The sequence below is a fragment of the Brenneria tiliae genome (genome assembly GCF_023347575.1).
In the GTDB taxonomy this organism is placed as follows: domain Bacteria; phylum Pseudomonadota; class Gammaproteobacteria; order Enterobacterales; family Enterobacteriaceae; genus Brenneria; species Brenneria corticis.
Window position 1 is genome coordinate 17,335 of the sequence record NZ_JAKPCB010000097.1, and the last position, 26,136, is coordinate 43,470.

At 58.6% G+C, this 26,136-nt stretch carries 20 protein-coding genes; 5 read left to right on the plus strand and 15 right to left on the minus strand.

Annotated elements, in window-relative coordinates; all coding sequences use genetic code 11:
• Positions 1–270 precede the first annotated feature (270 nt).
• Complete coding sequence (locus tag MFP24_RS11335) at positions 271–609, minus strand: phage holin, lambda family (RefSeq protein ID WP_136167877.1); 339 nt, start codon at positions 607–609, stop codon at positions 271–273.
• Between the two features lie 244 nt (positions 610–853).
• The gene (locus tag MFP24_RS11340; RefSeq protein WP_249230176.1) at positions 854–1,552 is read right to left on the minus strand and encodes an antitermination protein Q; all 699 of its coding nucleotides are present in this window, start codon (positions 1,550–1,552) and stop codon (positions 854–856) included.
• Positions 1,553–1,838: 286 nt separating this feature from the next.
• On the opposite strand from MFP24_RS11340, the gene MFP24_RS11345 reads away from it, so the two are divergent.
• Both MFP24_RS11345 and chaB read left to right on the plus strand, forming a co-directional pair.
• Entirely contained in the window at positions 1,839–2,537 is a 699-nt protein-coding gene (locus MFP24_RS11345; RefSeq protein ID WP_249230177.1) for a LexA family transcriptional regulator, read from the plus strand.
• A 150-nt stretch (positions 2,538–2,687) separates the two neighbouring features.
• The gene (gene chaB / locus MFP24_RS11350) at positions 2,688–2,918 is read left to right on the plus strand and encodes a putative cation transport regulator ChaB (RefSeq protein ID WP_249230178.1); all 231 of its coding nucleotides are present in this window, start codon (positions 2,688–2,690) and stop codon (positions 2,916–2,918) included.
• Positions 2,919–2,955: 37 nt separating this feature from the next.
• Here the strand turns inward: chaB and MFP24_RS11355 are convergent, their stop codons facing one another.
• The 11 genes from MFP24_RS11355 to MFP24_RS11405 form a co-directional block, all read right to left on the minus strand.
• Positions 2,956–3,672 (minus strand): 4'-phosphopantetheinyl transferase family protein, encoded by a 717-nt coding sequence (locus tag MFP24_RS11355; RefSeq protein ID WP_249230179.1) that lies wholly within the window; start codon positions 3,670–3,672, stop codon positions 2,956–2,958.
• 104 nt (positions 3,673–3,776) lie between these two features.
• Entirely contained in the window at positions 3,777–5,054 is a 1,278-nt protein-coding gene (locus tag MFP24_RS11360; protein ID WP_249230180.1) for a NupC/NupG family nucleoside CNT transporter, read from the minus strand.
• 316 nt (positions 5,055–5,370) lie between these two features.
• Complete coding sequence (locus MFP24_RS11365) at positions 5,371–6,180, minus strand: TatD family hydrolase (protein ID WP_249230181.1); 810 nt, start codon at positions 6,178–6,180, stop codon at positions 5,371–5,373.
• 108 nt (positions 6,181–6,288) lie between these two features.
• Positions 6,289–6,477, minus strand: coding sequence for a CsbD family protein (locus MFP24_RS11370; protein WP_009114572.1), 189 nt, complete (start codon positions 6,475–6,477; stop codon positions 6,289–6,291).
• Between the two features lie 141 nt (positions 6,478–6,618).
• Complete coding sequence (locus tag MFP24_RS11375) at positions 6,619–6,780, minus strand: DUF1328 domain-containing protein (RefSeq protein WP_249230182.1); 162 nt, start codon at positions 6,778–6,780, stop codon at positions 6,619–6,621.
• Positions 6,781–6,922: 142 nt separating this feature from the next.
• The gene (osmY, locus tag MFP24_RS11380) at positions 6,923–7,537 is read right to left on the minus strand and encodes a molecular chaperone OsmY (protein ID WP_249230183.1); all 615 of its coding nucleotides are present in this window, start codon (positions 7,535–7,537) and stop codon (positions 6,923–6,925) included.
• Between the two features lie 478 nt (positions 7,538–8,015).
• Positions 8,016–9,605, minus strand: coding sequence for a peptide chain release factor 3 (gene prfC, locus MFP24_RS11385; protein WP_249230184.1), 1,590 nt, complete (start codon positions 9,603–9,605; stop codon positions 8,016–8,018).
• A 186-nt stretch (positions 9,606–9,791) separates the two neighbouring features.
• Positions 9,792–10,550: a 2,3-dihydro-2,3-dihydroxybenzoate dehydrogenase gene (gene dhbA / locus MFP24_RS11390; RefSeq protein ID WP_249230186.1), complete on the minus strand. Its 759-nt coding sequence runs from the start codon at positions 10,548–10,550 to the stop codon at positions 9,792–9,794.
• Positions 10,547–11,425, minus strand: coding sequence for an isochorismatase (locus MFP24_RS11395; RefSeq protein ID WP_249230188.1), 879 nt, complete (start codon positions 11,423–11,425; stop codon positions 10,547–10,549). Before MFP24_RS11395 ends, dhbA begins: the two co-directional genes overlap by 4 nt.
• On the minus strand, positions 11,422–13,047 hold the full coding sequence (locus MFP24_RS11400) for a (2,3-dihydroxybenzoyl)adenylate synthase (RefSeq protein ID WP_249230191.1): 1,626 nt from the start codon (positions 13,045–13,047) through the stop codon (positions 11,422–11,424). The genes MFP24_RS11395 and MFP24_RS11400 overlap by 4 nt, the downstream gene beginning before the upstream one ends.
• Positions 13,044–14,234, minus strand: coding sequence for an isochorismate synthase (locus MFP24_RS11405; protein WP_249230407.1), 1,191 nt, complete (start codon positions 14,232–14,234; stop codon positions 13,044–13,046). Before MFP24_RS11405 ends, MFP24_RS11400 begins: the two co-directional genes overlap by 4 nt.
• Positions 14,235–14,401: 167 nt before the next feature.
• Here MFP24_RS11405 and fepB point away from each other — a divergent pair, with 167 nt between their 5' ends.
• Positions 14,402–15,418 (plus strand): Fe2+-enterobactin ABC transporter substrate-binding protein, encoded by a 1,017-nt coding sequence (fepB, locus tag MFP24_RS11410; RefSeq protein ID WP_249230192.1) that lies wholly within the window; start codon positions 14,402–14,404, stop codon positions 15,416–15,418.
• Here fepB and entS read toward each other — a convergent pair.
• Entirely contained in the window at positions 15,415–16,671 is a 1,257-nt protein-coding gene (gene entS / locus MFP24_RS11415) for an enterobactin transporter EntS (protein WP_249230194.1), read from the minus strand. The two genes, fepB and entS, sit on opposite strands and share 4 nt — an antisense overlap.
• A 134-nt stretch (positions 16,672–16,805) precedes the next feature.
• On the opposite strand from entS, the gene fepD reads away from it, so the two are divergent.
• Both fepD and fepG read left to right on the plus strand, forming a co-directional pair.
• Positions 16,806–17,870: a Fe(3+)-siderophore ABC transporter permease gene (gene fepD, locus MFP24_RS11420; protein ID WP_407061992.1), complete on the plus strand. Its 1,065-nt coding sequence runs from the start codon at positions 16,806–16,808 to the stop codon at positions 17,868–17,870.
• Positions 17,867–18,868: an iron-enterobactin ABC transporter permease gene (fepG, locus tag MFP24_RS11425; protein WP_249230195.1), complete on the plus strand. Its 1,002-nt coding sequence runs from the start codon at positions 17,867–17,869 to the stop codon at positions 18,866–18,868. Before fepD ends, fepG begins: the two co-directional genes overlap by 4 nt.
• A 94-nt stretch (positions 18,869–18,962) precedes the next feature.
• Here fepG and MFP24_RS11430 read toward each other — a convergent pair whose 3' ends face one another.
• Entirely contained in the window at positions 18,963–26,135 is a 7,173-nt protein-coding gene (locus MFP24_RS11430; protein ID WP_249230197.1) for a non-ribosomal peptide synthetase, read from the minus strand.
• Position 26,136 lies beyond the last annotated feature (1 nt).

Genomic DNA, 26,136 nt, shown 5'->3' on the forward strand with positions numbered 1-26,136 from the left:
CTTTATAAAAAATAAAAGCGGGCCAGATCAATAGATTTTATTTTCTGGCTACCGCTTTCTTTTGATTGGATAATTTTGACATGATAACAGGCACGCAATGGCCCACCCGTCAATATAACGGAATATATTCATCATGGGGATTCACAACAGAAAAAATCACTTTATATAACGTTCATCAAATAACTCAGCGTCCACACCTCCTTTATAACAAGTTAAAAAACAGAGCCATAAGAAAATAACTCATAAAGTAACCAGATTTACCTGATGAGTTTATTTCCTGGTTTTTTTATCATTCCCGATACGGTCATTGAAAAACCGCAATATTCCGCGACGAAGCTGTTCGACGCCGATAAACCCGATCATGCCCCCCAACGCCGGCGTCAGCGTTTTGGGCAGAGAATAATACTCCAGCGACGCCACCGCCGTTAGCGTCAATGCCCCGCACAGCGCGCCTTCCAGCAACATGCGCTGGCAGCTGCCGCCGACGTACGCCACGCGTAATATGGCGATAAAAATAGACAGCAGTACGCCACCGGTAGGAACATCTCCGCGCCACCAGGCGTGTATTAATTCATAAATTCCTGCCCAGCTGAAGATATTACTTTGCATATTTACCCGTCCCCCAGAATGGATTAAGCCAATAGGAAATTTCTCATAAAACCTCCGCTAATAAAAAAAGCCCCGGAGTTACCCGGGGCTAAAATAAAAAAAGCCTGCTCGCGGCAGGCTTGATAATATGTTTGTTGTTCGATGTGCTAATCACTACATCGCCATCATGGAAATAAATCTAACCAGTTTTGGACAAGAGTGCAAGCCTTAATTTAAAAAAATTTCAATTTTATCTTTCGCGATTTTATTGTTGCGGTGAGGTAATCAGGGAAAATAGTTTTTCGGCCGCCATAGATTCCTGATAACACTGGGTAATAAGAGAATCATAAAATGCCTTCCAATTTCGCGACCATGTGCGCTGCGTTAACTCAGGCACCAGCGCCTTAATCACTTTATATGCCGTCGCGGATTTTACCGGTTTCATACCGCTGCCGCCGCAGCGCGGGCAGACCTTCTCTATTGTCGTCCCTGCGGCGCGCGAGGCGGCCTGGTCGGTCACTTTTCCCCGCCCCCGGCAACGGCAGCGGGCTTGCGGATCGTCCGCGGTTCTGCCGTACTCCTCCACCGCCATTTTCGCCAGCAGCAGCATGCAGTTCGCCATCTGGCGGCCGGCGGCCTTCCCCACCAGCTTTGGCGCCCGTTTCATGCCGATACGGGCAATCCCTTCTATCGCCTTGCGCTTTTCTCCGTCATCTTTGTTGTACTTGGCAAAAATAAGGCTAAGCCCCAATGCCTCATGCGATTGAACCACTCCCAGCGCCAGCAAAATCTCGCTGTAGCCATCCCGCGCGCCCCGTGAAGCGGTGCTGCCGCTCCTGGCCCGGCTGACGGGCCGGCTGCCGTCTTGCGCCCGGTAAACGGACGGCGGCGGCGCCTCCCGGCAGGTAAACATTGATGAGGCTGACTTCGGGCCGCACAGGCTTAACGCATATTCAATCTTCATCGCGATACCTCCGTATAACAGGGCCGGCGCAGGCAGCCTGGCCGTTCTCGCAACGGACGTAGTGTCGGTTTACGTTCCATAGGGTCATTCCTTTCAATCTTACCGTTAAATTATGTCGCACGGCCGCGGTGCGCGGCCATCCTGTCACTGTGCCAATACCGTATGGGTAGTCAAAATTTAGTCATTTTTTTGTTGATTTTATTAGCTACAAAGCAGACTATAGTCAACTGAAATCAACAATACAACGAATAAATCCACACAGTGTTTATTTTTTAAGTTGGTGAAAATGACAGAGCTAACCGAACGCCTGCGCTATCTGATGCGCGAAGAGGGAATGAAGCAAAAGGATTTGGCCGAAATTGTGGGTACGTCGCCCCAGACCGTGAATAACTGGTTGAAACGTGGAACGCTGAGTCGTGAATCCGCTCAGGCCATCAATGAAAAAACGGGTTATTCACTGGACTGGTTGCTCAACGGCATTGGCCAGCCGAAACCGGAAAGTAGTAATTTCAAGGCCTCCCGCCTGCACGTTACCGAGTGGGAGAGCATTGATAATGATGACGACGAATTTGTGGAGGTTCCATTGTTAGGTGTCAGGCTATCGGCCGGAGGGGGCGCATATGATATTGACGAGGACGAAGTGTACGCTCTTCCCTTTCGTGCTCATACGTTAAGACGGCTTGGTATTCAGGTGGAAGATACCCGCGTGGTTACCGTGATGGGCGACAGTATGGAGCCCAAGCTGTCGGACGGCGATAAGGTCGCCGTCAACCTGTCGGACAGGCAAATCCGCGATGGCAAAATGTACGCCATCCGCATGGGGGAGTTGCAACGCGTCAAGGCGCTGGTCAAGCGGCCGGACGGCAGTATCATCGTGCGTTCTTACAACCCGCTCTATGAGGACGAGGTGGTGACCAAGGAGCAGATCATCAACGGCGAACTGGCCGTTATTGGGCGCGTGTGGTGGGTATCCGCGCTGGTGTAAGCCCCGCCCCCGCAAGAAACGGCGGTGCCGTACCGCCTGCCGCCGCTCGTATTAGCGCACCGGGCGCGGCCAGCACGCATGCAATAGGCGGGATAACGGATATACTTAGTAATCATGCATAGCCCAGTGATGTTTAAATAAGGAGGCGACATGCCTTATTCAGCCACGCGATCGCTGCCCGACAGCGTAAAAAACGTTCTGCCGCCGCACGCGCAGGAAATTTATAAAGAGGCCTTCAACAGCGCCTGGGAGCAGTATAAAGACGCGGACGACCGGCGAGGAGATGATAGCCGGGAGGAAACCGCGCATAAGGTCGCCTGGAGCGCGGTTAAACAGACTTATGCAAAAGGCGATGACGACCGCTGGCATAAAAAATCGTAATCCCTTCATCCCGCCCGGCCGTTTTCCACAACCCCGTTTAACAGCACAGAAAGGTCGTCACATCGTGCTGTCTTGTCAGGTAGGTCCCGCGGAAACGGCGCCCCGCATAGCACTGCGGCGTTAAATCGGTCAGTAGCTCCAGCTCAAAGGACTGGCTGGCGCTATCCAGCGCGACCATTCTGGCATCCACAAAATCAAAATAGTGTTTAACCTGCGGATACAACGCCTTAAACAGGCTCTCTTTGGCGGAAAAACTTAGCGTCAGCAAACAGCGAAACTCATCATCCTGGGCGTACAGCCAGTGGTACTCATCTTCGCCAACAATGCCCGGCCACAGCGACTCGGCGCGTTCCGCAGACATAAACGTCTCGATATCCACCCCAACGCCGGAAAGCTCGGGGCTGCGGATATGCGCGGCGCACAATACGCTATCCGTATTATGACTTAGGGAGCCGGCGATATTTTCCGGCCATTGCGGCGACCGATCCTTACCGCTGGACAGAACAAAATCCGGATGCCCCAGCTTACCCAGCACCTGTTTAGCCAAACAGCGGCCGGCCAGAAACTCGGCGCGCCGTTTCGGCACGGAACGCGCCAGCGCGTCAGAAAATGGAATACCGGCCGCGGTAAACAGCTCGTCGGTATAAGCAGATAACCGGAAATGACTGCGTGCGCACAACCCAGGATAAATGGCGCCATCCTTTGCCTGCGGGAACGTTATCCATTCAACATCATCAATAAAAACAGAAAGCATGTCACTTTACTCTTGAAGGAGAAATTACTCCCCGGGCGATCCAGCACCTTAACCATCCATGAATGATGGGCGACTCCCGCCCATCATCACTTAACCAAGCACCGTTACAATGCTAAAAAGAACCCTGCGATGCTGGCACTCATCAGGTTGGAAAGCGTACCTGCGGCCACCGCTTTCAAACCAAGCCTGGCAATATCCTGACGCCGGTTCGGCGCCATACTGCCCAATCCTCCAATAAGGATAGCTATCGATGACAGGTTAGCAAACCCACAAAGTGCGAAGGAAATAATCGCCTTGGTATGATCGGACAACACCTGCAAGCCGGCGGCGGCGACCACGTCGTCCGCTTTCAGATATTCGCTGAAATTCATATAGGCGACGAACTCGTTGACGATCAGTTTCTGGCCGATAAACGATCCGGCGATGGTCGCCTCATCCCAGGGAACGCCGATCAAAAACGCGACGGGGGCAAACAGCCAGCCTAAAATCAGCTCCAGCGACAGCTGCGGATAGTTAAACCAGTCGCCGACGCCGCCGAGAATACCGTTAAGCAAGGCGATCAAAGCGATAAACGCCAGCAGCATGGCGCCCACGTTCAGCGCCAGCTGCATACCGGAAGCCGCCCCGCTGGCCGCGGCGTCAATCACGTTGGCCGGTTTGTCTTCCGCATCGACAAACCCGCTGATTTCCTCCCGGTCATGGGTATTTTCCGTTTCCGGCACCATCAGTTTCGCAAACAACAGACCGCCGGGAGCCGCCATAAAGGAAGCCGCGATCAGGTATTCCAGCGGCACCCCCATCTGCGCATACCCCGCCATCACGGAACCGGCGATGGAAGCCAGCCCGCCGCACATCACGGCGAATAATTCCGACTGAGTCATATTGGCGATATACGGGCGAACCACCAGGGGCGCCTCCGTCTGACCGACGAAAATATTCGCCGTGGCGGAAAGCGATTCGGTGCGCGACGTGCCCAGCAGTTTCTGCAGCCCGCCGCCAAGCAGCCGAATCACCCATTGCATCACGCCCATGTAATAAAGCACGGCGATAAGCGATGAGAAGAAAACGATAATAGGCAGTACGCGAAGCGCAAAAACAAATCCGCCGCCGCCGAATACTTCGAACATTTTGTCAGAGGTCAGGCCGCCGAACATAAAAGATACGCCCTGATTGCCATAGGAAATGACGTTCGCCACTCCTTCCGTCATGCCGCCCAGCACCCGGCGTCCTAACGGGACGTATAACACCAATGCGCCAATACCGATCTGAAGAAGGAAAGCGCCCAGTACCGTGCGCAGCCTGATGGCTTTCCGATTGCTGGAAAGCAGGACCGCAAATAATACCAGTGCCGCCATGCCGATGAGACTCATAAAGAGTTGCATGTGAAGTTCCCTTTAGCGCGAGATAACAATAATTTTTTGCCAACAAAAAACGGTGATTACCATCGATCGTCATATAAACGAGCAACCGATAGCCCGACAAGGCCGGAGGCGGCCGCTATCGGTGGGGCCGATTATAAAGGCAGGATCTCAACAGAGGCCAATTTATGTCACAAATTCATACAACACCAAACAGCCGAAAACATACAATAGTGATCTTCATCACACTTTTATCGCTATTATAAGAAAAAACGCTGGATATTTAGCTAGGTATGGCGACAGAAAGCGTCTTGCAGAACAGACATCAGGCCGAACTGCGCTACCTGTGCGGCGGCAATCCGAACAGTCTGCAGGTGTTGTGATATATCGCGCTCGCGATATCAACGGCGGGTTCAGGCCTTAACCGGCACAGCGACTGAAAAACCTGATTTATCCGCTCCGGGCGGTTTGGCTCTCCCTGATAGCCGCAAACCGGCATATCCGGCGCATCGGTTTCCAGCAACAAACTGGCGAGAGGCAAACGGGCGATCGCCTGACGCGTCTTGTTGGCCCGCGGATAGGTAATGGTGCCGCCGACGCCGATACAATAGCCGAGGCGGATAAAAGCCTGCGCCTGTTGCAGGCTGCCGGAAAAACCGTGAATCACGCCGGTGCGCGGCACCTCGCTACGGCGCAATAATTGCGCCAGCCGATCGTGGCTGCGCCGCGAATGCAGAATAACCGGAAGATCGTAGCGCTTCGCCAGCTTAAGCTGAGCGCCGAGCAGCGCGCACTGCCGCTCAAACTGCGGCTCATGCATATACAGATCCAGCCCAATCTCTCCCACGGCCGCCAGCCTGGACGGACTTTGCCGCAGGCGATCTTCCAGCAGCTCCAGGTCTGCGTCGCGGTGACGGGCAATATACAGCGGATGCAACCCAAGGGCGGCATAGAGGGACGGATGGTTAGCTGCCAACGCCAGCACGCGTTCAAAGTAGCGCGCCGCAACGGCAGGAATAATAATGCGTTCGACACCCGCCTCTGCGGCCAGGCGCAGGCTTGCCGGCTCATTATCGCCAAACGGCGGAAAATCGAAATGGCAGTGGGTATCAATAAAATGATGAGGTATGGCGGGGGGGACGGTAAGCATAGGCTTAAGCGCCATAAACTTGACCGGGATAATCAATCTGCCGCAGCACATCCTTCGCTGCCGCCAGCAAACCGGCAACAAAAATACGCGTTTCCAAACTATTTACCCTCAGTGTAAAACCGTCTTCTCCGAGGATACCTTTTCGTGCTCTTTTCCGTAACCTTCTTGCAGTACGCCGGATAAATAACCGTGGTTTCCTTCCAGCCAGGCGCAGTCACTGTCAAACCATTCGGCCCACAGCGACCAGAAATTCCCTTTCCACTGTTTCCATTTGCCGACAGCGATATCGCTATTCATCACACCCCTCCTGATAAACGTTCGAAGTAAAGCAAATACCACCAACACAGTATGCCAGATAAATATGACAGCCACATGGCGTGACCGTCCTATTTTCTCAGCCTTTGGCGTTATTTACGCCTGAGGTTATCAGGAGCCTGACTACGGTCGTTTTCGGCCGAGGAACAAGCTCACCAGGAACAGAATAATCCCGACAATAAAGACGATTTTAGCAGCGCCCGCTGCCGTCCCTGCCAGGCCACCAAAACCCAGTGCCGCGGCAATCAACGCAATCACTAAAAAGATAATACCCCAACGAAACATACGCTCTCCTTACCAGAAAACTGAAAATCGTGGCGGCAATCGAAAAATATCCGGATTGCGTACCCACATGGTGGTTGGTACTGTTTTTACAGGTTATGGCGGGTTATCCGCCTGAGCGGACAACCCTGACCCTCGCCTGACGTTATGACTTGATCGTCAAATCATTTTTGACGCTTTTAACGCCGTCGACCGCTTTGGAGACGCTTTCAGCGCGTTCCGACTGCGCTTGATTGTCGACGGTACCGCTAAGCTGTACCACGCCCGCATGGGTTTCCACCTTCACTTTACGGGAAGGGACGATGTCGTCCGCCAGCAGTTTCGCTTTGATCGAACTGGTGATCACCGCATCATCGGCATAGGCGCCGACTGACTGCGACGCATCGTCTTTAATCTGCAGCTTGTCGCTGACAGACTTCACCCCTTCCACGTTGCCGGCGATTTGCACCGCGTGGGCCGATACTTCCTGGCTGCTGACGAAGCCGCTCAGGGTAACCACCCCGTTAGTGGTGGCCACGGAGATATCGCCGCTTTTGATGGCCTTATCTTCCAGCAGTGCGCTTTTTACCTTGGCCGTGGTTGCGCTGTCGCTTACGTAGCCAGACGCTTTATCTGCGGAACTATCGATTTTTTCACCAGTAGTACTTGCTATACGCTGTACTTTTTGTCCCACGGTATCTTCCGCCAGCGCATTACCGCCAGCCAGAATAGAACCCAGTACGACCACCAGCAGTGACTGTGTAAGTTTGGTCTTATTCATCGATTTCTTCCCTTTATGTTTTTATGTGTCCGACGCACGGAGGCGCGGCCCACATTAACGCGGTGATTACGATTGCTATTGAGAATATTGCCGTTATGCTTGTTAACCTGATGCATCCGTCATTTATGTCATTTAAATGATAAAAAACGGAGCAATGCATTGTTAATGCATACAAAAATAAAACAATGAACCACATTCAATCTCGTTAACAGTTAAACAAACTAAAATACTTAACACGTTGTTAACTATAGACCACTATGCTCAAAATCACAGGGTAATATCGATAAAAGAAGCGCAACCCGGGGGAATTCAGATTTGTCTGTGGCATGCTTTACAGGCATAACATGCGCTGAAGATAGAGATAACCAGCTGATAAATAATCATAAATGAAAAAAACACCCGCACCAGCCATGATTATTCCATGACCCGGCCGGGTGTTCAAATCTATACCCAAAGGTGGATATTTATACAGAACGCATTAATGTTCGCGCGTTTGATGGAACTCGACTTCGGGATAACGTTCCCGCGTCAGGTTAAGGTTGACCAGCGTCGGCGCGATATAAGCCAGATTGTCGCCGCCGTCCAACGCCAGATGCTGTTCGTTCTTGCGTTTGAACTCCTCAAACTTTTTCACATCGGCGCACTCGACCCAGCGCGCGGTGGAGACGTTGACGGATTCATAAAGCGCTTCCACGTTGTATTCGCTCTTCAGGCGGGCGACCACCACGTCAAACTGCAATACCCCTACCGCGCCGACGATAAGATCGTTATTGGTCAGCGGACGGAATACCTGCACCGCCCCCTCTTCGGACAGTTGCACCAGGCCTTTCAGCAACTGCTTCTGTTTCAACGGATCGCGCAGGCGGATGCGGCGGAACAGCTCAGGCGCAAAGTTCGGGATCCCGGTGAATTTCATCTCTTCGCCCTGGGTAAAGGTATCCCCAATCTGGATGGTGCCGTGGTTATGCAAGCCGATGATATCGCCGGGATAGGCCTCTTCAACGTGAGAACGGTCGCCCGCCATAAAGGTCAGCGCATCGGAAATCACCACGTCTTTGCCGGTACGCACCTGACGCAGCTTCATCCCTTTCTCATACCGGCCGGACACCACGCGCATAAACGCCACCCGGTCACGGTGTTTCGGGTCCATATTGGCCTGAATTTTAAACACGAAACCGGTGAATTTTTCCTCGGCGGCCACCACGTGGCGCGTATCGGTTTTACGCGGCATCGGCGCCGGCGCCCAGGCGACCAGCCCATCCAGCATATGGTCGACGCCGAAGTTGCCCAGCGCGGTGCCGAAAAACACCGGCGTCAGATCGCCGGACAGGAAAGCATCCAGCTCAAACTCATGGGATGCCCCTTGCACCAGTTCCAGCTCTTCACGCAGTTGCTGCGCCAGATCTTCACCCACCGCCGCGTCCAGATCCGGGTTATCCAGCCCTTTTACGACGCGCACTTCCTGAATCGTGTGGCCTTTACCGCTCTGATAAAGATAGGTCTCGTCTTTATAGAGATGGTAAACCCCTTTGAATAACTTGCCGCAGCCAATCGGCCAGGTGATGGGGGCGCAGGCGATTTTCAGCTCCCTTTCCACCTCATCCAGCACTTCCATCGGGTCGCGGATATCGCGGTCCAGCTTGTTCATAAACGTCAGGATCGGCGTATCGCGCAGGCGCGTTACCTCCATCAGCTTACGGGTACGATCTTCCACCCCTTTCGCCGCATCAATCACCATCAGACAGCAGTCCACCGCCGTCAGCGTACGGTAGGTATCCTCGGAGAAGTCTTCATGCCCCGGGGTATCCAGCAGATTGACCAGGCAGTCATGATAGGGAAACTGCATCACCGAGGTGGTAATGGAGATTCCGCGCTGTTTTTCCATCTCCATCCAGTCGGACTTCGCATGCTGGCTCGAACCACGCCCTTTTACCGTACCGGCGGTCTGGATCGCCTGCCCGAACAGCAACACTTTTTCCGTAATGGTGGTTTTACCGGCGTCGGGGTGGGAAATAATGGCGAAGGTGCGTCTTTTCGCGACTTCGCGGGCGTATTCACTTGGAGACATGATTTTCAGGTTTCTTCTGTTAGCCACCCGGCGGCGTCATCAAGTCAAAAATACCGATGTCAGCGTCAGGCGAAGCGGGAATTAAATCGTAAGCCGGGTATTTTCCCTGATTTAACGGTGATACACAATCAGTGACTGCAAGCGGCGGGAATCGCGCCCTGCGCGGGCAACGCGCGGGGCGTCGGTTCAGGCGCCCAGCGTGGCGCCGCCGTCAATAACGATATCCTGTAGCGTAATATGGCCGGCCATATCGGACGCCATAAACAAAATGGCGTCGGCGATATCCTGCGGCCGGGCGATTTTCCCCAGCGGAATGCCCAGTTTGAACTGGTCGGGAAAACCGTCGATGGTGGACTGCTCCCCCGCCGGCGACGCCCACATGCCGCGCAGCATGGGGGTGTCCGTCGAACCCGGCGAGATCAGATTACAGCGCACGCCATACGGCGCCAGCTCAAGCCCCGCGGTCAGACACAGGCTGCGCACCGCCGCCTTGGACGCGCAGTAGGCGGCCATGCCCACGCGGGGAACGTGCGCGGCATTGGACGCCACCGTCACAATGGCCCCGCCGCGCTGGCGCTGAAACTGCGGGATCGCCGCCTGCAACAGATTGAATACGCCGCTCGCATTGACCGCCAGGCAATCCTGCCAGTCCTGCTGACTGAGCTTTTCCGTCGCCCCCATACGCAGAATACCGGCGCCGTTGACCAGCACATCCAGCCGCGGCGTTTGCGACAGCAGCGCGCCGCAACGCTCGGCCACGGCGCCAGCGTCGCGGATATCCAGCAGGCTGGGGGTAAAAGGCAATGCCGTATCCGGAAACGCCAGATCAAACCCCACCACCTCGGCCCCCGCCGCTACGAAACGGCACGCCGTTTCATAGCCGATGCCGCGACCGGCGCCGGTTACCCATACCTGTTTGCCGCTGAAATCAAAGCGGGCGCTCATGCTTCCTCCCGCTGCGGCTGCGCCAGCAATGCCAGCCAGTGGTTGATGGTCGGGCTTTTTACCAGGGCCACGAAATCCACATCGTGGCCCTGCTGACGCCAGCGGGCCGCCAGCGACATGATGCGTACGGAGTCCAGCCCGTAATCCAGCAGGTTTTCATCATCGTCCACCTCGCCGCAGTCCTCATCCAGAAGCGGCAACAGCTCCGCCCGCAGACGGGATTTACCGTATCCTTGCGCCGCGGGTTCATCCGCTACCAGCTGGTCGGTGGTGACCACCCGGGCGCAGCGGCCGGCGCTATAGCGCAGGGCCATCATATGCTCATCCAGGGAGAAATCGGCCAGCGCGTCCGCCACCATAAAGGGCTTGATATCGCGCATAAAAGCGTCGTTCGCCGTGGTAAGACAGCCGATATGGGCATAAACGCCGCATATAATCAGCTGATCGCGACCGGCGTCGCGCAGCCGTTGTTCCAGGTCGGTGCGCACAAAGGCGCTATAGCGCCACTTCACCAGCACGGTGTCCGCGTCCTCCGGCGTCAGGGCGTCGGTGATCTTCTGCTGTTCGGGATAGTTATTCAGCCCCGGCCCCCACATATCGTTCAACAACGCCCGGTCGGCGGCGCTCTGATTATTCGGCTGAGCGGTGTAGAACACCGGAATGCCGCGCTGACGGCAAAAATTTTTCAGGCGCGCAATATTGTCGATAAGCCGGGCGGTCAGCGGGCTGTTCTCCCCCCAGAAATTAAGAAAATAGCGCTGCATATCATGGATCAGCAACGCCGCCCGCGCCGTTTCCAGCGGCCAGCTCACTTTGTTGTCGGGCAGCGCCTCCGCCGACGGCAGAGGGTAGCTATTCAGTTTGGGAATACTCATGGATGACTCTCCTGCGGGATAAGCTGCTGCGCCATCTCGCGCAAACGCTGTTTATCAACTTTACCCACCGGCGTTTCCGGTAACGCCGGCAGGCTTGCAAAACGATCCGGCAATTTGTAATCGGCAATGCCCTGCTCGCGCAGATGACGACGCAGCGCCACGGATTTGATCGCTTCCCGGCAAACGACGAAAGCGCAGCTCTTTTCCCCCATCAGCGGGTCGGGGATCGCCACCAGCGCGGCGTTGATCACCTGAGGATGACGTAAGAGCAGGTTTTCAATCTCCTCGGCGGCGATCTTTTCGCCGCCGCGGTTAATCTGATCTTTCTCCCGCCCCACCACCTGCAGATAGCCGTCCTCGCGCTGGATCACCACATCGCCGGAGCAGTAGAAGCCCTGTTCATCAAATACCTGCCGGTTATGCTGCGGACTGCGGTAATAACCCCGAAAGGTATAGGGGCCGCGGGTCATCAGGCGCCCGGCCTGTCCGCGCGGTTGGGGGTTGCCCGCGGCATCGGCCACCCAGACTTCGTCGTCCGTGCTGATGGGGCGCCCCTGGGTGGTGAAAATACGCTCATCGTCGTCGTCCAGACGGGTGTAGTTCACCAACCCTTCCGCCATGCCGAACACCTGCTGGAGCCGGCATCCCAGTTCGGCGGGGATGCGTTGGGCCAGCGCCTCGCTCAGCCGCGCGCCGCCGACCTGTAATAATTCCAGGCTTTGCAGCGCCGTGCGCTGCCCGGCCAGCGCGACGGCCTCCAGCCATAGGCTTACCGCCGGCGGCACCAGCGCCGTAACGTTAATCCGATGCCGTTCAATCAGCGGGAAACAGTGGGTCGCGCTGGGGTCGCTCGCCATCACCACCGTTCCCCCGGCATAGAACGCGCCCAGCGCGCCCGGCGAACTCAGCGGATAGTTATGGGCGGCCGGCAAGGCGCACAGGTAGCGGGTTTGGGCATTAAAACGGCAAATATCCACGCTGGCGCGGATACTGTAGTAGTAATCGTTGTGGGTGCGGGGGATCAGTTTCGGCGTGCCGGTGCTGCCGCCGGACAGCTGGAAAAACGCCACCTCGTCCGGCGGCGTCGGCGAGGAGAGATTATCATCCCCGCTTTCCTGCAGCAGATGGAGCAAATCGCGCTCAGGATCGCCGTCGCCGCGCAGTATGATCTGTTGTAAAGAGGGATGGTTCTGCCGCAGCGTCTCAATAAACCTATCGTCATGGAACAACTCATGGCCGCGATCGGCGATCAGCAGCGCCGGCGCGATCTGCTGCGCATAGGCGCTCAATTCACTGCGCTGATGGTTGAACAGCGCGTTCACCGGCACCACGCCAATACGCAGCAAGGCGAAATAGGTCTGGTAAAATTCGGCGATATTCCCCAACTGCACCAGCGCCGTTTGCCCGCGCCGTACGCCGCGCCGCGTCAGCGCGCCCGCCAGGCGGTTAACGCTGTGGTTTAGCTGGCGATAGCTGAAGCGGCGATCGCCGTCGATCAGCGCCAGCGCATCGTTGTCTTTGTGGCGGCTGAGAATATCGCCCAGCGGCCGGTCGGTCCAATAACCGCGCTCACGATAGCGCTGCTCCAGTTCGGCGGGCCAGCGGTTGAATTCAATGATCATGCGACGCACTCCCGATCGTTGGTTATCCCAAAGGCGTTGAGCATGGTGCTCAGCTTCACGCCGGTTTCGTTCCATTCGGAAACCGGCTGCGAATCCGGCACGATGCCGGCGCCGGCAAACAGCGTCACCCGATTTTCACGCACTTCGCCGCAGCGGATGGTGACCACCCATTCGCCGTTGCCCTGCGCGTCGCACCAGCCGACGATGCCGCCGAACAGCCCGCGATCGAAGGGTTCCAGGGAGGCGATTAGGGAACGCGCCGCCTCGGTCGGATACCCGCACAGTGCCGGCGTGGGATGGAGCAAACTGGCCAGTGACAGGGCGTTGTCGGTTTCATTGGCCGTTTCGCCGCTGATGGCGGTCGCCAAATGCCACAGCGTGGCGGTGGAAAGCAGTTGCGGCGTATCTGGTATATGCAGTTGGCGACAACGGGGGATCAACACACGGCGCATCTCGTTAATCACCACCTGATGCTCATACCCATCCTTCGCCGAATCCAGCAATCGTTGCCCCACGTTCCGATCCGCCTGCGGGTCAGTGGCCCGCGCAGCCGACCCCGCCAACGGCGTAGAGTGTAGATGGCGCCCCGACTTACGCAATAACAATTCAGGGCTGGCGCCCAGCAACGCGCCATCGTCAAGTGGGACATAAAAATGGTAGGCATCGGGTTCTCGGGCCAGCATACGCGCCAACAGCGCCCGATGGTCGACCGGCGCGCCGAGTTCAATATCCAGCAGGCGCGAGAGTACGACCTTGGCGATGTTCCCCTCCCGCGTCGCATTCACGGCCTGACTCACCAAATCGACAAAAACCTCCCGCTCCGGTCGTGGCGTGGCGGTGACGATATCCGGTAATGAAGGACAGTCGCTGAGTAAGGGCGTGGTTAAATCGGATCGACGGAACCAGTGGCTTTGCCGGGGAATAAACAGCGACGACGGACGGGTGGCGTCAAAAGGAATCGCGCCGACCAGCACCGGTTCGGCAATGCCCGCCGCCCTGGCGTGCGCAAACGCCTGTTGCAGGGTTCGCTGAAATTCGCCCTCGGCATCAAAACCATCGCTGGCGGGCGTTGCCAGCGACATAAAACGTCCCTGCGTATACAGGCTACGAAAGGGCGAACTGAAAAAAAATCCTGAATCCGGCCTCCAACCACTCTTCTCTTCCTGCGTGATATTGTCCCTAATCAAACGGTACACTCGCAACCTCCTGTATCATTCATAATGATAACGATTATGATAACGATTATCATTAATGGATTTGGGTAACAACTTAAGGCGATGCTTAAGCATTGTCAATATGGGAAAATAAGCTTCGGTCCCCCCAATTGACGTTTAAGAGATAAGAGGTTCAGGTAATGAGAGTGGAATTTTACTTCTCGAGATGGCGCCGTGTGTTGCTGCCGCTGTTGGCGTTAGCGCTACTGAGCGCATGCGACGAAAAAAACACGGCCAACGAGGCGGCAGAACCGGATAATACGGCGGTCAGCGGATGGCCGCGGCAGATTAAAACCCTTGACGGCACCCTCACTATCAAATCCCCGCCGCAGCGCGTCGTCTCCACCAGCGTCACCGTTACCGGAACCCTGTTGGCGATCGATGCGCCGGTGATCGCCAGTTCCGCCACCAGCCCGGGCTCCCGTATTTCGGACAGTCAGGGATTCCTGCGCCAATGGAGCAATATCGCCCGTGAACGCAAGGTAAAAAAAATCTATGAAACCAAGCCCAATGCCGAAGCTATCGCCAACGAAGCGCCGGACCTGATCGTGGTCGCCGCCACGGGCGGCGACTCCGCCCTGGCGCTGCGTCAACAGCTTAGCGATATCGCGCCGGTTCTGGTGATCAATTATGATGATAAAAGCTGGCAGGACCTGGCCCTTCAGTTGGGCTACGCTACCGGACGCGAGGAGCAGGCTCAGGCGGTGATTGCGAAATTCGACAGCCGACTGAACGCCGTGAAGCAACATTTGCGTTTACCTCCGCAGCCCGTCAGCGCCTTTGTCTGGCGGGAAGACGGCAAGGGCGCCAATTTATGGACCACCGACTCCGCACAGGGCCAGTTGCTTCAACAGTTGGGTTTCGAGCTTGCCATAGTGCCTGATTCAGTGAAAGGCAATTACAGCATGGGCAAGCGTAAGGATCTGGTGCAATTATCAGGCGAAAAGATGGCCGACGGGCTGAACGGTAATACCTATCTGCTGTTTTCCACTGATGGGGAGAGCGTCGGGCAATTGCTCGCCAATCCTTTTGTCGCCCATTTGCCGGCGGTCAGGGACCGCCATGTTTATGCCATGGGCAACGATACCTTCCGCCTGGACTACTATAGCGCCAGCAATATGTTAGATCGGCTGGAAAACCGTTTCGGCGGGCATTAACTTCCCGCCGATGACACCGGCTGCGCCGGAGGGGGGTTTTCAAGCCGGCGCAGCGGCGCAGACAGTGCGGCCAGCGCCACGCACGCCAGGGCGGCGCCGAGGCCGAACAACAGGCCGGAGGTTTGCGGCAGCAGCTGTGTTCCCATGGTGCCCAGCAGCAGAGCGCCAAAAGCATCCCCCGTTACCGCCTGCGCCGTCCACAGACCATTGACGCGTCCCAGCAAGGCATTTGGCGTCAGACTCTGCACCAGCGTAAACTGCAACAGCGCATTGATGGCGCTGAGATAGCCATAAATCGCCAGGCAGCACAGCGATAAGATAAAATAGGGCATCAGGCTGAACAGGCTGAGAACTAAAAATCCCGCCACCGCCGTGAAGATCATCAATCTGCCGGGACGGGGGGTTTGGGCCACCCGCCCGCTGGTGAAGGCGCCCAGCGCCGCACCCAGCGGTATCGCCGAATACATCAGTCCCAGATGCCATGCGTCAATCCGCCAACCAACCGCCAGAGCGGGAAACAACACCCGCACGGCGCTGGTCAGGCTGACCAGCGTGCCCATCAGCACGATTGCGCCGATAACCCGATTTTGTTTTAAAAAAACCATCCCCGCCAGCAACGCACGGCCGGGATGCTCCCTTGGCTGCTGCGGCGGCGGCATTGAAGGCAAACGTATCAGCGGAATCAGCGTTATCCAGGTTCCGAGCGCGGCCAAAGCGTAATTCCAGCCCACATCGCCCCAGGCGATAACGATACCGCCGATGGCGGGAGACACCACCGCGCCGAAGCGTACCGTCAGCATGCTGATGGCCCCCGCCGCGCCGAGGTTTTCCCGCCCGACCAGCGCCGGGGTCGCGGCCATCAATGCCGTCATGCCCACCGCGCCGAAAAAACCGTCCCATACGGCAAGCAGCCACAGCAGGGTCAACGAAGGTTCCGCGGCCAATGTATTAAGGTACAAACCGGCAAATCCGGCGCCGCAGGTAGCGCGCGCGAACAGAATCAGCCGCTGGCGGTTGTAGCGATCCGCCATTACCCCCCCCAGCAACAGGCCGATAAACATACCGCCGCTGGCCAGAATGACCGCGACTCCGACCTGGAAGGTCGAGCCGGTCATCTGCTGGATCTGCACCGGCACCGCCACGGTCAGCATGCCTAACGACAGAACCGAGATAAAACGCGCGCAAAACAGCGCTCGAAAATCACGGTTATCTCTTAGCAAGCTGAAATTGAGTAAAATGGAGGGTCTATCCATGGCATTTTCCTGGCACTGTTAAGCTCCGATTAAGTCGATAAGATCGCCGTCATCGACGCCGGCGTTTTGTTCCCGATAAAGGCATGTTATTATATTAAACATTAAATTATAATGATAATTGTAATCATTTTCATATGCATTCGGACAAAACCCATCTCACGCCGATGAATGACGCCAGCCTGCTGCGGGCGCCATCCAAGGGAAAAATAACCGGCTATCCGCTGTACGGTTTGCTGATCGTGATTCTGCTATTGATGCTGTGCAGCCTGCTCAGTTTATTCGTCGGCGCCAAACACATTCCCTTTACCAACGTCATCAATATATTCAGCGGCGATCATACCCATCCCGACAGCATAATTATCCTCGAAGCCCGCTTGCCGCGCATGCTGGCCGGATTACTGGCCGGCGCCGCGCTCGGCGTATCCGGGGCGCTTATCCAGGCGCTCACCCGCAATCCTTTGGCCGACCCGGGTATTTTAGGCATCAACGCCGGCGCCAGTTTCGCGGTGGTGATCGGTATCGCTTTTTTTGGCGCAACGCTGCCTGAACAGTATCTGTGGTTCGCATTCGGCGGCGCGCTGTTATCCAGTCTGGGAGTATGGCTGATCGCTTTCCAGGCTCGGGGCAAATCCAGCCCCGTCCGTTTAACGCTGGCCGGGGTGGCGCTCGGCGCCGTACTGGCGGGCATGACCTCCGGTATCTCGCTAATGGATCCGCAGGTCTATGATCAGGCCCGTTTTTGGGAAGCCGGCACGCTGGATATCCGCAGCATGCACGTTATAAAAGTGATCGCCATGCCGGTGTTGGCAGGGTTGGCGCTGGCTTTATTACTGGCTCGTTCCCTTAATGTCCTGGACATGGGGGATGATATGGCGCAGGCGTTAGGCACCCGGACGAAAGTGGTGCAGATGCTGGGCCTGATCGCCATCACGCTATTATGCGGTTCGGCCACCGCAGCCGTGGGGCCCATCGCGTTTATCGGCCTGATGGTGCCCCATATCGCCCGTCGATTGGTCGGCCCGGATCAGCGGCAGATACTGCCCTGGGTCATGATCCTGACTCCGGGACTGCTGTTGATTTCCGATATGGTGGGCCGCGTTATCGTACCCGGCGAATTACGCGTTTCCATCGTTACCGCCTTTATCGGTTCTCCGGTACTGATTGCCCTGGTACGCCGACACGGGGGGAAAAGTGGATGATGCAGCTCGGATTAACGCAAAGCGCCCTGCGTCGACGCGGGTATTGCGGCGTAATGGTTATCCTATGCCTGACGCTGGCAATACTGGCGCTGGTTTCAGGCACCATGCAGCTCAGCGTGGGGCAGGTACTGCGGGCGCTGTGGGGGGAAGGTCCCGCAGGGATTGTCACCATTGTGGTCCAGTGGCGTTTGCCGCGCGTGATGATGGCGCTGATCCTCGGCGCATCGCTCGGCGTCAGCGGCGCCATCTTTCAGTCCTTACTGCGTAACTCCCTCGGCAGTCCGGACATCATTGGTTTCAACACCGGGGCGTATACCGGGGCGTTGATGTCGATTATCCTGTTTAACGGCGGTGAATTCAGCACCGCCGTCGGCGCCCTGGCGGGAGGCATCCTCTCCTCGGCGCTGGTCTGGCTGTTGACCTGGCGGCAGGGCATTCAGGGCTTTCGTCTTATTATCATCGGGATTGCCGTCAGCGCGCTGCTCTACTCGGTCAATACCTGGCTTATTATCTCGGCGTCTCTGGAATCGGCCATGTCCGCCGCGCTCTGGGGCGCGGGTTCGCTTAACGGCATTACCTGGAGCAAAGGGCTTCCCTCACTGCTATTTATCGCCACCGCCTTTATCCTGTCGTTATTACTGACGCGGCGTATGACGCTGATGGAAATGGGGGACGATACCGCCCGGGCGCTGGGTGTGCCGGTGGAGGTATCGCGGCTGTTGCTGATGGTCATCGGCGTCGCGCTGACGGCGGCGGTGACGGCCGCCGCCGGTCCCGTATCCTTTATATCCCTGTGCGCGCCGCAGATTGCCCGTCGTTTAAGCGGAGCGGATATCCCCTCCTTGCCGGCGGCCGCATTGACCGGCGCCTTTTTATTACTGGCGGCCGACTTTCTGGCACAACGCCTGTTCGCGCCGAATCAGCTACCGGTCGGCGTCGTGACCGTTTGTATTGGCGGCATCTATCTGTTGGTCCTGCTAACGCGAGAATCCCGCTAAGCCCCCGCTAACAGCATCATGCGGGTTCGTCCCGGCGGATAAACCGCCTGCTGCGGGCGGCGATCGCGGGATCGCCGCCCGACGGCCAGGCAATTTACAATCCGGACAATACCTTATCGATCAGCGGCCCCAGCCTGGCCAGCGAGGCCGGCGAGATAATATCGATATGGCAGCAATCCAGTTCAAACACCTGTAATCGCTGCACATAGGGCGCCCAGGCGGCCTGCACATCCATCCCCTCGGGAAGAGAACCTTTGGCGACAAACAGCGTGGCTTCCCCCTGGTAGCGGGCGGTATGGGTCTGCGACAGCAAACGCACCGAGTCCGCGTAATTGGCCTCAATATCATCAAACATGCTGCGCTTCTGCTGCTCCAGGGCGAGATCCTCCCTCTCCTCGGTGGCGGCCATAAACAGCTCGCGTTCGTTATCCACCTCCTGCCTGGCTTTTTCGTCCATCGATGCCGTCCAGTCCTGGGTTTCAGGAGGATAGGTATCCAGCAGGCCGAGAAAAGCCACCGTCTCGCCCTGTGCCTGTAGCCGGGCGGCAATGCCCTGAGCCACGGTGCCGCCCAGCGAATAGCCAATCAGATGATAAGGCCCGTGGGGCTGCACCCGGCGCAGATTGACCAGATGGTGTTCGCACACCTCATCCATGGTGGCGCAGCGGGCGATGGGGCCGTCCGGACGCGGCGACTGTATACCGATAACCGGCCAGCGCGACGCCAGATAGCGCGGCAGTACGCTAAACTGCCAGGCAAATCCGGAAGCGGGATGAATACAGAATAGCGGGTGTCCGTCCCCCGCCCGCAGCGGCAACACCTGATCGAACCCGGCGCGCCGCATCTCCTCGCCGGCCTGCTCGCCGTCAAGCAGTTGCGCCAGTTTTTCCACGGTTGACGCCACCATCAACTGGCCGACCGAAACCGGTTTATCCAGTTCGCGCCGCAGCTCCGCGGCCAGCCGCATCGCCAGCAGCGAATGGCCGCCCAGGGCGAAAAAGTCGTCGGTGGCATTAACGCCGTCTCGCTCCAGCAAACGGGCGAACAGTTCGGCCAGTCGGGTCTCCAGTCCCGGACGCGGCGGACGTCCTCGCCGCCCCCTTCCCTCCTCGGGTAAAGGCAGCGCCTTGCGATCGAGCTTGCCGTTGGCGCTCAGGGGCAGAGAGGGCAACACCACTACCGCCACCGGCACCATTTGGGGAGGCAAATGCAAGGCCAGCGCGGCGCGCAACGCCTCGCCGTCCAGCGATACTGAAGGTTCGGGCACCGCATAGCCGATTAGCTGACGGGCGTCCGCCCCGGCCGTCGATGCGCCATGGCCCAGCACCCTGGCCTGCACCGCGGCCTGATGCACCCCCGGCAGGGCGGCCAGCGCAGACTCAATCTCACCCGGTTCGATACGCTGTCCGCGTATCTTCAGCTGATCGTCCCGCCGGCCGAGATATTCCACCGACCCATCCGGCAGCCAGCGGGCCACATCGCCGGTACAGTACATGCGTTTGCCGACCGCTTCGGGATCAGCGACAAAACGGCTGGCCGTCAGTTCCCGCCGGTGCAGATACCCCTGCGCCAACTGCTCGCCGCTCAGGTACAGCTCGCCGGCGACGCCCGGCGGCACGGGCCGCAACCAGGGGTCGAGAATGCGCAATCCGGTATTCCATACCGGGCGGCCGATGGGCACGCTGGTGCCGGTCACCGCCGCCAGCGCGCCGCCGCTGGCGTTATGCCAACTGACGTCGACCGCCGCCTCGGTCGGGCCGTAAAGATTATACAGCGGTACGCCGGTCATCCTTTCCCAGTTGCGGGAGAGTTCGGCGGAAAGCGCCTCACCGCTACAGAAAACCCGCCGCAGGGTTGCGCGGATCCGCCCGGCGCTCTCCTCGTCCAGCGCGTCGACAAAAGCCGCCAGCATGGAGGGAACGAAATGCAGCGTGGTGACGCGGTGCTTTTCTATCAGCGCCATTAACGCCTGCGGATCGCGATGGGCTTCCGGCGGCGCCATCACCAGCGTCGCCCCGACCATCAGCGGCCAGAAAAACTCCCATACGGAGACGTCGAAACTGCACGGCGTCTTTTGCAACACCACGTCATCAGCACCCAGCGGGAACTGGTGCTGCATCCACAGCAATCGATTGACGATGGCGTTATGGGCAATGACCACGCCTTTCGGCCGGCTGGTGGAGCCGGAGGTGTAGATAATATAGGCCGGATGATGGGGGGACGGCCTCTGACGACTCGGCGCTAGAGCGCTATCCGCCGTCAGCAGGCGTTCATAGCAAAAGATCTCCCCCGCCCCGGCGAAACGTCCGCGTTGCGATGAATCGGTGACGATCAGGCGCGGTTGCGCATCGCCGATCATCAGTTGCAGGCGTTCGTCGGGATACCCGGTATCCAGCGGAAGATAAGCCGCGCCGACTTCAACCACCGCCATTAACGCCAGCGACAGAAACACCGAACGCGGTAGCGCCACCGCCACCGTATCGCCGGGAATCACGCCCGCGGCCACCAAATGCCGGGCGAGCAGTTCCACCTGTTCGCGCACCTCGGCATAGCTCAGCGCCTGGGTTTCATCCACCAGCGCCAGGGCCCGCGGCGAATGCGCGGCCTGACGCGCCAGCTGTCCGCTCAGAGTATCCGGCGCGATCTCCCGCGCGGTGTGATTAACGTTCCGCAACATTATTTGCTCCGGCTCGCTCAACAGCGACAGCTGCGCCAGCGGTTGCTCAGGCGTAGCGACCAGTTGCCGCAACAGCAGTTGCAGGCGCTGCGCCACCGCCTCGGCATCCACCTGGCCTTCACGGTACTCCAGGTGCAGCGACAATGCGTCGTCGGGAACGGCCATCAGCGTCAACGGATAGTGGGTATAGCCGCGGTTACACATACCGACGCAGCGTACCTCGCCGAAGGGACGATGCAGCAACTCGCCTTCATCCGGATAGTTTTCCACCACCAGCAGGGTATCAAACAGGGTTTCTCCTCCCGCCAGTTGCTGGATCTCGCCGAGGCCCAAATTGTCATGGGCCAGCAGGTCAATCTGCTGCGACTGTATTTGCGCCAGCTGTTCCAGCAGGGCGCGATGGGGCTGCAACCGGATGCGGACCGGTACGGTATTGCTGAACAAGCCGATATGGTCGCCGGTTCCCGCCGGCCCGGTAAAGCGCCCGGATACCGGCGTGCCGAACACCACGTCATCACGGCCGCTGACGGCGCCCAGCAGCGTCGCCCAAATCCCCTGCAACAGCGTATTTAGCGTCAGCCGCCGCCGCAGGCGCAATGCCTCCAGATCGCGCTGCAACTCAGGATCCAGGGCGATCGGCAGGCGGCGCATTGCCCCTTGGGCGGACGGCGCGTCGCCGAACAGCACGCAAGGCGCGACATCCGTCAGCGCTTCGCGCCAGGCCGTTTGCGCGGGGCCTTTGTCGCGCGCCGCCAACTGGCCGATCACCGAGACATAATCGGCCTGCGGCGTCGGCAGGGAAGCCGCCATGCCGCCAAGCACAAACAGCAGTTCGCGCAGCATGATGGCGGAAGACCAGCCGTCGGCCACCAGATGATGGGCGACAATCAGCAGCGTTGAACGCCGTGAGGAAAATTGCACCAGTATTGCCCGGACCAGCGGAGCGGCGCTGCCGTCAATCAGCAGATCACGGTCCAACGCCTCCTGTTCGATGCGCTGCAGGTTCTGCTGCTGCTCCCGCTCGCTCATTCCGCTCAGATCGTGCTGGCTCCACGGCCAACGATTCCCCGTGGTCCGCCGCGGCAATATTTGCAACGGCACATCATGCAAGGTGTTATCGAAGCACGCATTGAGCTGCGGGTGGCGCGCCATCATGCCGTCCAGCGCCGCCTTTATTTGCGACGTGGTCAGCGCGCCCGCAAAGTCAAAGCGGCTCAACGCATTATAATTGCCGCTGCCGTCTCCCAGTTGAGCATGGAACAGCAATCCCTGTTGCAGCGGCAGCGTCGGCAATACCCAATTGACCGGGCCGTATTTGGCGTTGACGCGCGCCATCAGTTCCTGGTCGTCGGTCAGTCGCGGCGCCGCGGAAAGATTATCGTCATCCTGCCCGGCGGTCATGGCGGGCGCCATCGCCAGCGGGGTGCGCAGGGAGAAAATATCCTTTGCCGGCAACCGGTAACCGGCCAGTCTCAGATTATTGGACAGCATCATGGCGGAAATGCTGTCGCCCCCTTGCAGAAAGAAATCGTCGTCGGCGCCAAAAGCCGTCAGACGCAGCACCGTGGCGATGGCGTCGCACAACAGCCGTTCGCGGTCATTTTGCGGCAGCCGTCGCTGCGACGGCTCGACTTCCGGCTGCGGCAACGCGCGGCGATCTATTTTGCCGCTGCTGTTGACCGGCAGCTGCGGCAGCAGCACCAGCTGGCTGGGCAGCATATATTCAGGAATACGCTCCCGTAACTGAGCATAGAGTCGAGCGCTGACCTGCTGCGACTCCGCCGCCAAGATCTCGCCTACCGCGCAGTACGCCAGCAGTTGAAAACGGCCTTCCGTTTCGCGGGTCACTACCGCGGCGCTTTTCACCTCCGGCAGCGCCGCGAGCGCGTTTTCCACCTCACCCAGTTCGATGCGATAACCGCGGATTTTGACCTGATGGTCGATGCGACCGACGAAATCGAGCTGGCCGTCGCTGCGCCAACGTACCAAATCACCGGTGCGATAGAGCCGTTCCCCCTTGCCGAAGGGCGAGGCGACAAACCGGGCGGCGGTCAACCCCGCCCTGCCAAGATAACCGCGAGCCAGTCCGGCTCCGCCCAGATAGAGTTCACCGGTCGCCCCTACCGGCATCGGCTGTAGGCGCGCATCCAGCACCCAGGCGCACATCCCCGCCACCGGGCGACCAATGGTGGGTTGCGGCGAATCCGCCGCATCGGCGATCGCGCTATCAACGGTACACTCCGTCGGACCATAATAATTGCGTACCGCCACCTGCGGGTACTGCCTTAGTTGCTGCCAGAGCGCGGGAGATACCGCCTCGCCTCCCAGCAGGATCATCAGCGGCTGGTGCCCCCCCGGCGCGAACAGCCCGGCGGCCAGCATCTGTGTCAACATCAGCGGCGTCACTTCAATAATGTCGGTGCCTTGACGTTGAATCGCCGTCACCAGCGCCAGCGCATCGCGGCGCGTATCGTCATCGAACAGGTCCATTCTCTGGCCGTCAATCATCCCCAGCAGCGGATCCCAACTGGCATCAAACACCCAGGCGGCGCTGTGCCCGGTGCGCAGCCGTCGGGACTCTCCCCTGTCCGACAACATCCTCGCCGCCGTGGAAAACGCGTCGGCCCGGTGGACGTTGAGCAGATTGAGCAGCGCGCCATGGGTATTCATCACCCCTTTCGGCGTTCCGGTGGAACCCGACGTATAGATGATATAGGCCAGATGCTCGCCGCGCAGCGGGAAACCGCGCTCGGCGTCGTCCAGCGGCCGGTCGCTGAATGCCGTCAGCGGCGCGCTGTCCAGACATACCAGGGGTATCGCCGTAAAAGCGGCGAAGCGCGGGCGCAGGGTCTCGATGGTAATCAACCGGCCGGGCCGGCTCTCGGCGATCATCATCGCCAGCCGTTCCGGCGGAGAGTCCGCGTCCAATACCATCACCACCTGACCGGCCATCATCACGGCCAGCATCGCCACCACGCACTCCGGCCCGCGCGGCAGCAGGATGGCCGCCGGAGACTGCGCCTCGCCGTCGAGCAACAGACGCGCCAGCCGGAATGCCCTCTGACCCAACTCCCGGTAGCTGATTTCCTCATCCTGCCAGCGCAGGGCGACCGCCTGCGGTTGTTCCTCGCACTGGCGCAAAAAGGCGTCCAGCACGGTGGTTTCATGCTTAACGCGTTGGGGCTCGCCGCCATCGCCCCACTGAGACAGCCGCTGCCGCGCCGTCTCGTCCAGCAGGCTGACCTCCCCGACCGCCAACGAGCCGTCGCGAGCGAACTGGCGCAGCAACAGCGGCAGGCTGGCGGCGTAATCCGCCAGCTGTTCCTGCCGGTAACGCGCTTGATTTGCCAACAGTTCCACGCTCAGGGCGCCGCTCTCATCAAGATAAAGATCGATCTCGAGATCGCTGACCGGCCCCGACGCCAACTGGTGCGTAATGGCCTTAACGCCGTGGAACTCAAGCTGATAATCGAATAACTTGATATTAAAGGTCGGGCCCATCACGCCCTGGCTTTCGCCGATGCGGCCGAGATCGCGCAGCAGTTGTTCGCCATCGTAGGCCTGATGGCGCCGCACCGCCTTGAGCTCCGCCGCCACGACCCGCGCCACCTCGTACAGGGTCGCGTCGGGATCGGCATAAATCGGCACCGGCAGAACATTCACCACCGGGCCGACGGCGTTTAACGCCTCCGATCCCATACGGCGCATAAAGGTGAATCCCGCGGTATAAGCCGTGCGGCCGCTCAAACGCCCCACCCAGATCGCCGTCAGCGCCAGGGCGATTTCCATGGCGCTTAACCGCGCCGTCAGCGCGGGGGCCGTCAGACGCGCAAAATCGTCGGCGTCCAGACGCACAGAATGACGCAATACGTGAGGCGAAGGGTGATTATCAGACAACGGCTGCGCCGAAAGGCTGACAGACGGCGGCAGCTGTTGGCATTTCTCCAGCCAGAAATCCCTGTTGCGCTCGCTGGCGGCGGAATTCCGCCCGTCAAGATATTCCCGCACCACGGCGGAAAAAGGCGTAAACGGCGATGGACCGGCGGAAATGCCGCGACAGCGCGCAGCGTAGATTTGCGCGATTCTGCGGGTCAGCGCGGTGAAACTGAAACCGTCGACCATCAGATGATGATAACGCTGATACCAGAACCAGCGGGCCGGGGCGCCGCTAAGGCGGAACAGGATATGACGGTACAGCACCTTATCGCCGCCAGCCCGCAGGTTGCCGGCCAGATCCTGACGCATCACCGCCAGAGCAAGGGCGGGAGCATCCGCCTCATGACTGAGATCGATATATTCGGGGCGGGGCGGATTACTATCATCCCCCGCCGCAGGCAGGATCTGCACCGCCTCGCCATCCCGCTCTTCAAAGCGCGCCCTGACGGTGTCGGTCTCCATCAGCCCCTGACGTATCGCGTCAAGCATAAGCTCCGGCGTCAATTCAGCGTTGATTTCCACATAGTGGGCCACCGCGAAAGTATTCGACCAGGGAGAGAGTTGATCGGCAAACCAGATACCGGGCTGCGCAGCCACCATCGGCAACACCTGCAACGAGGTAGCGGTATCGGGGGATAGGGATGTATCGGTCATG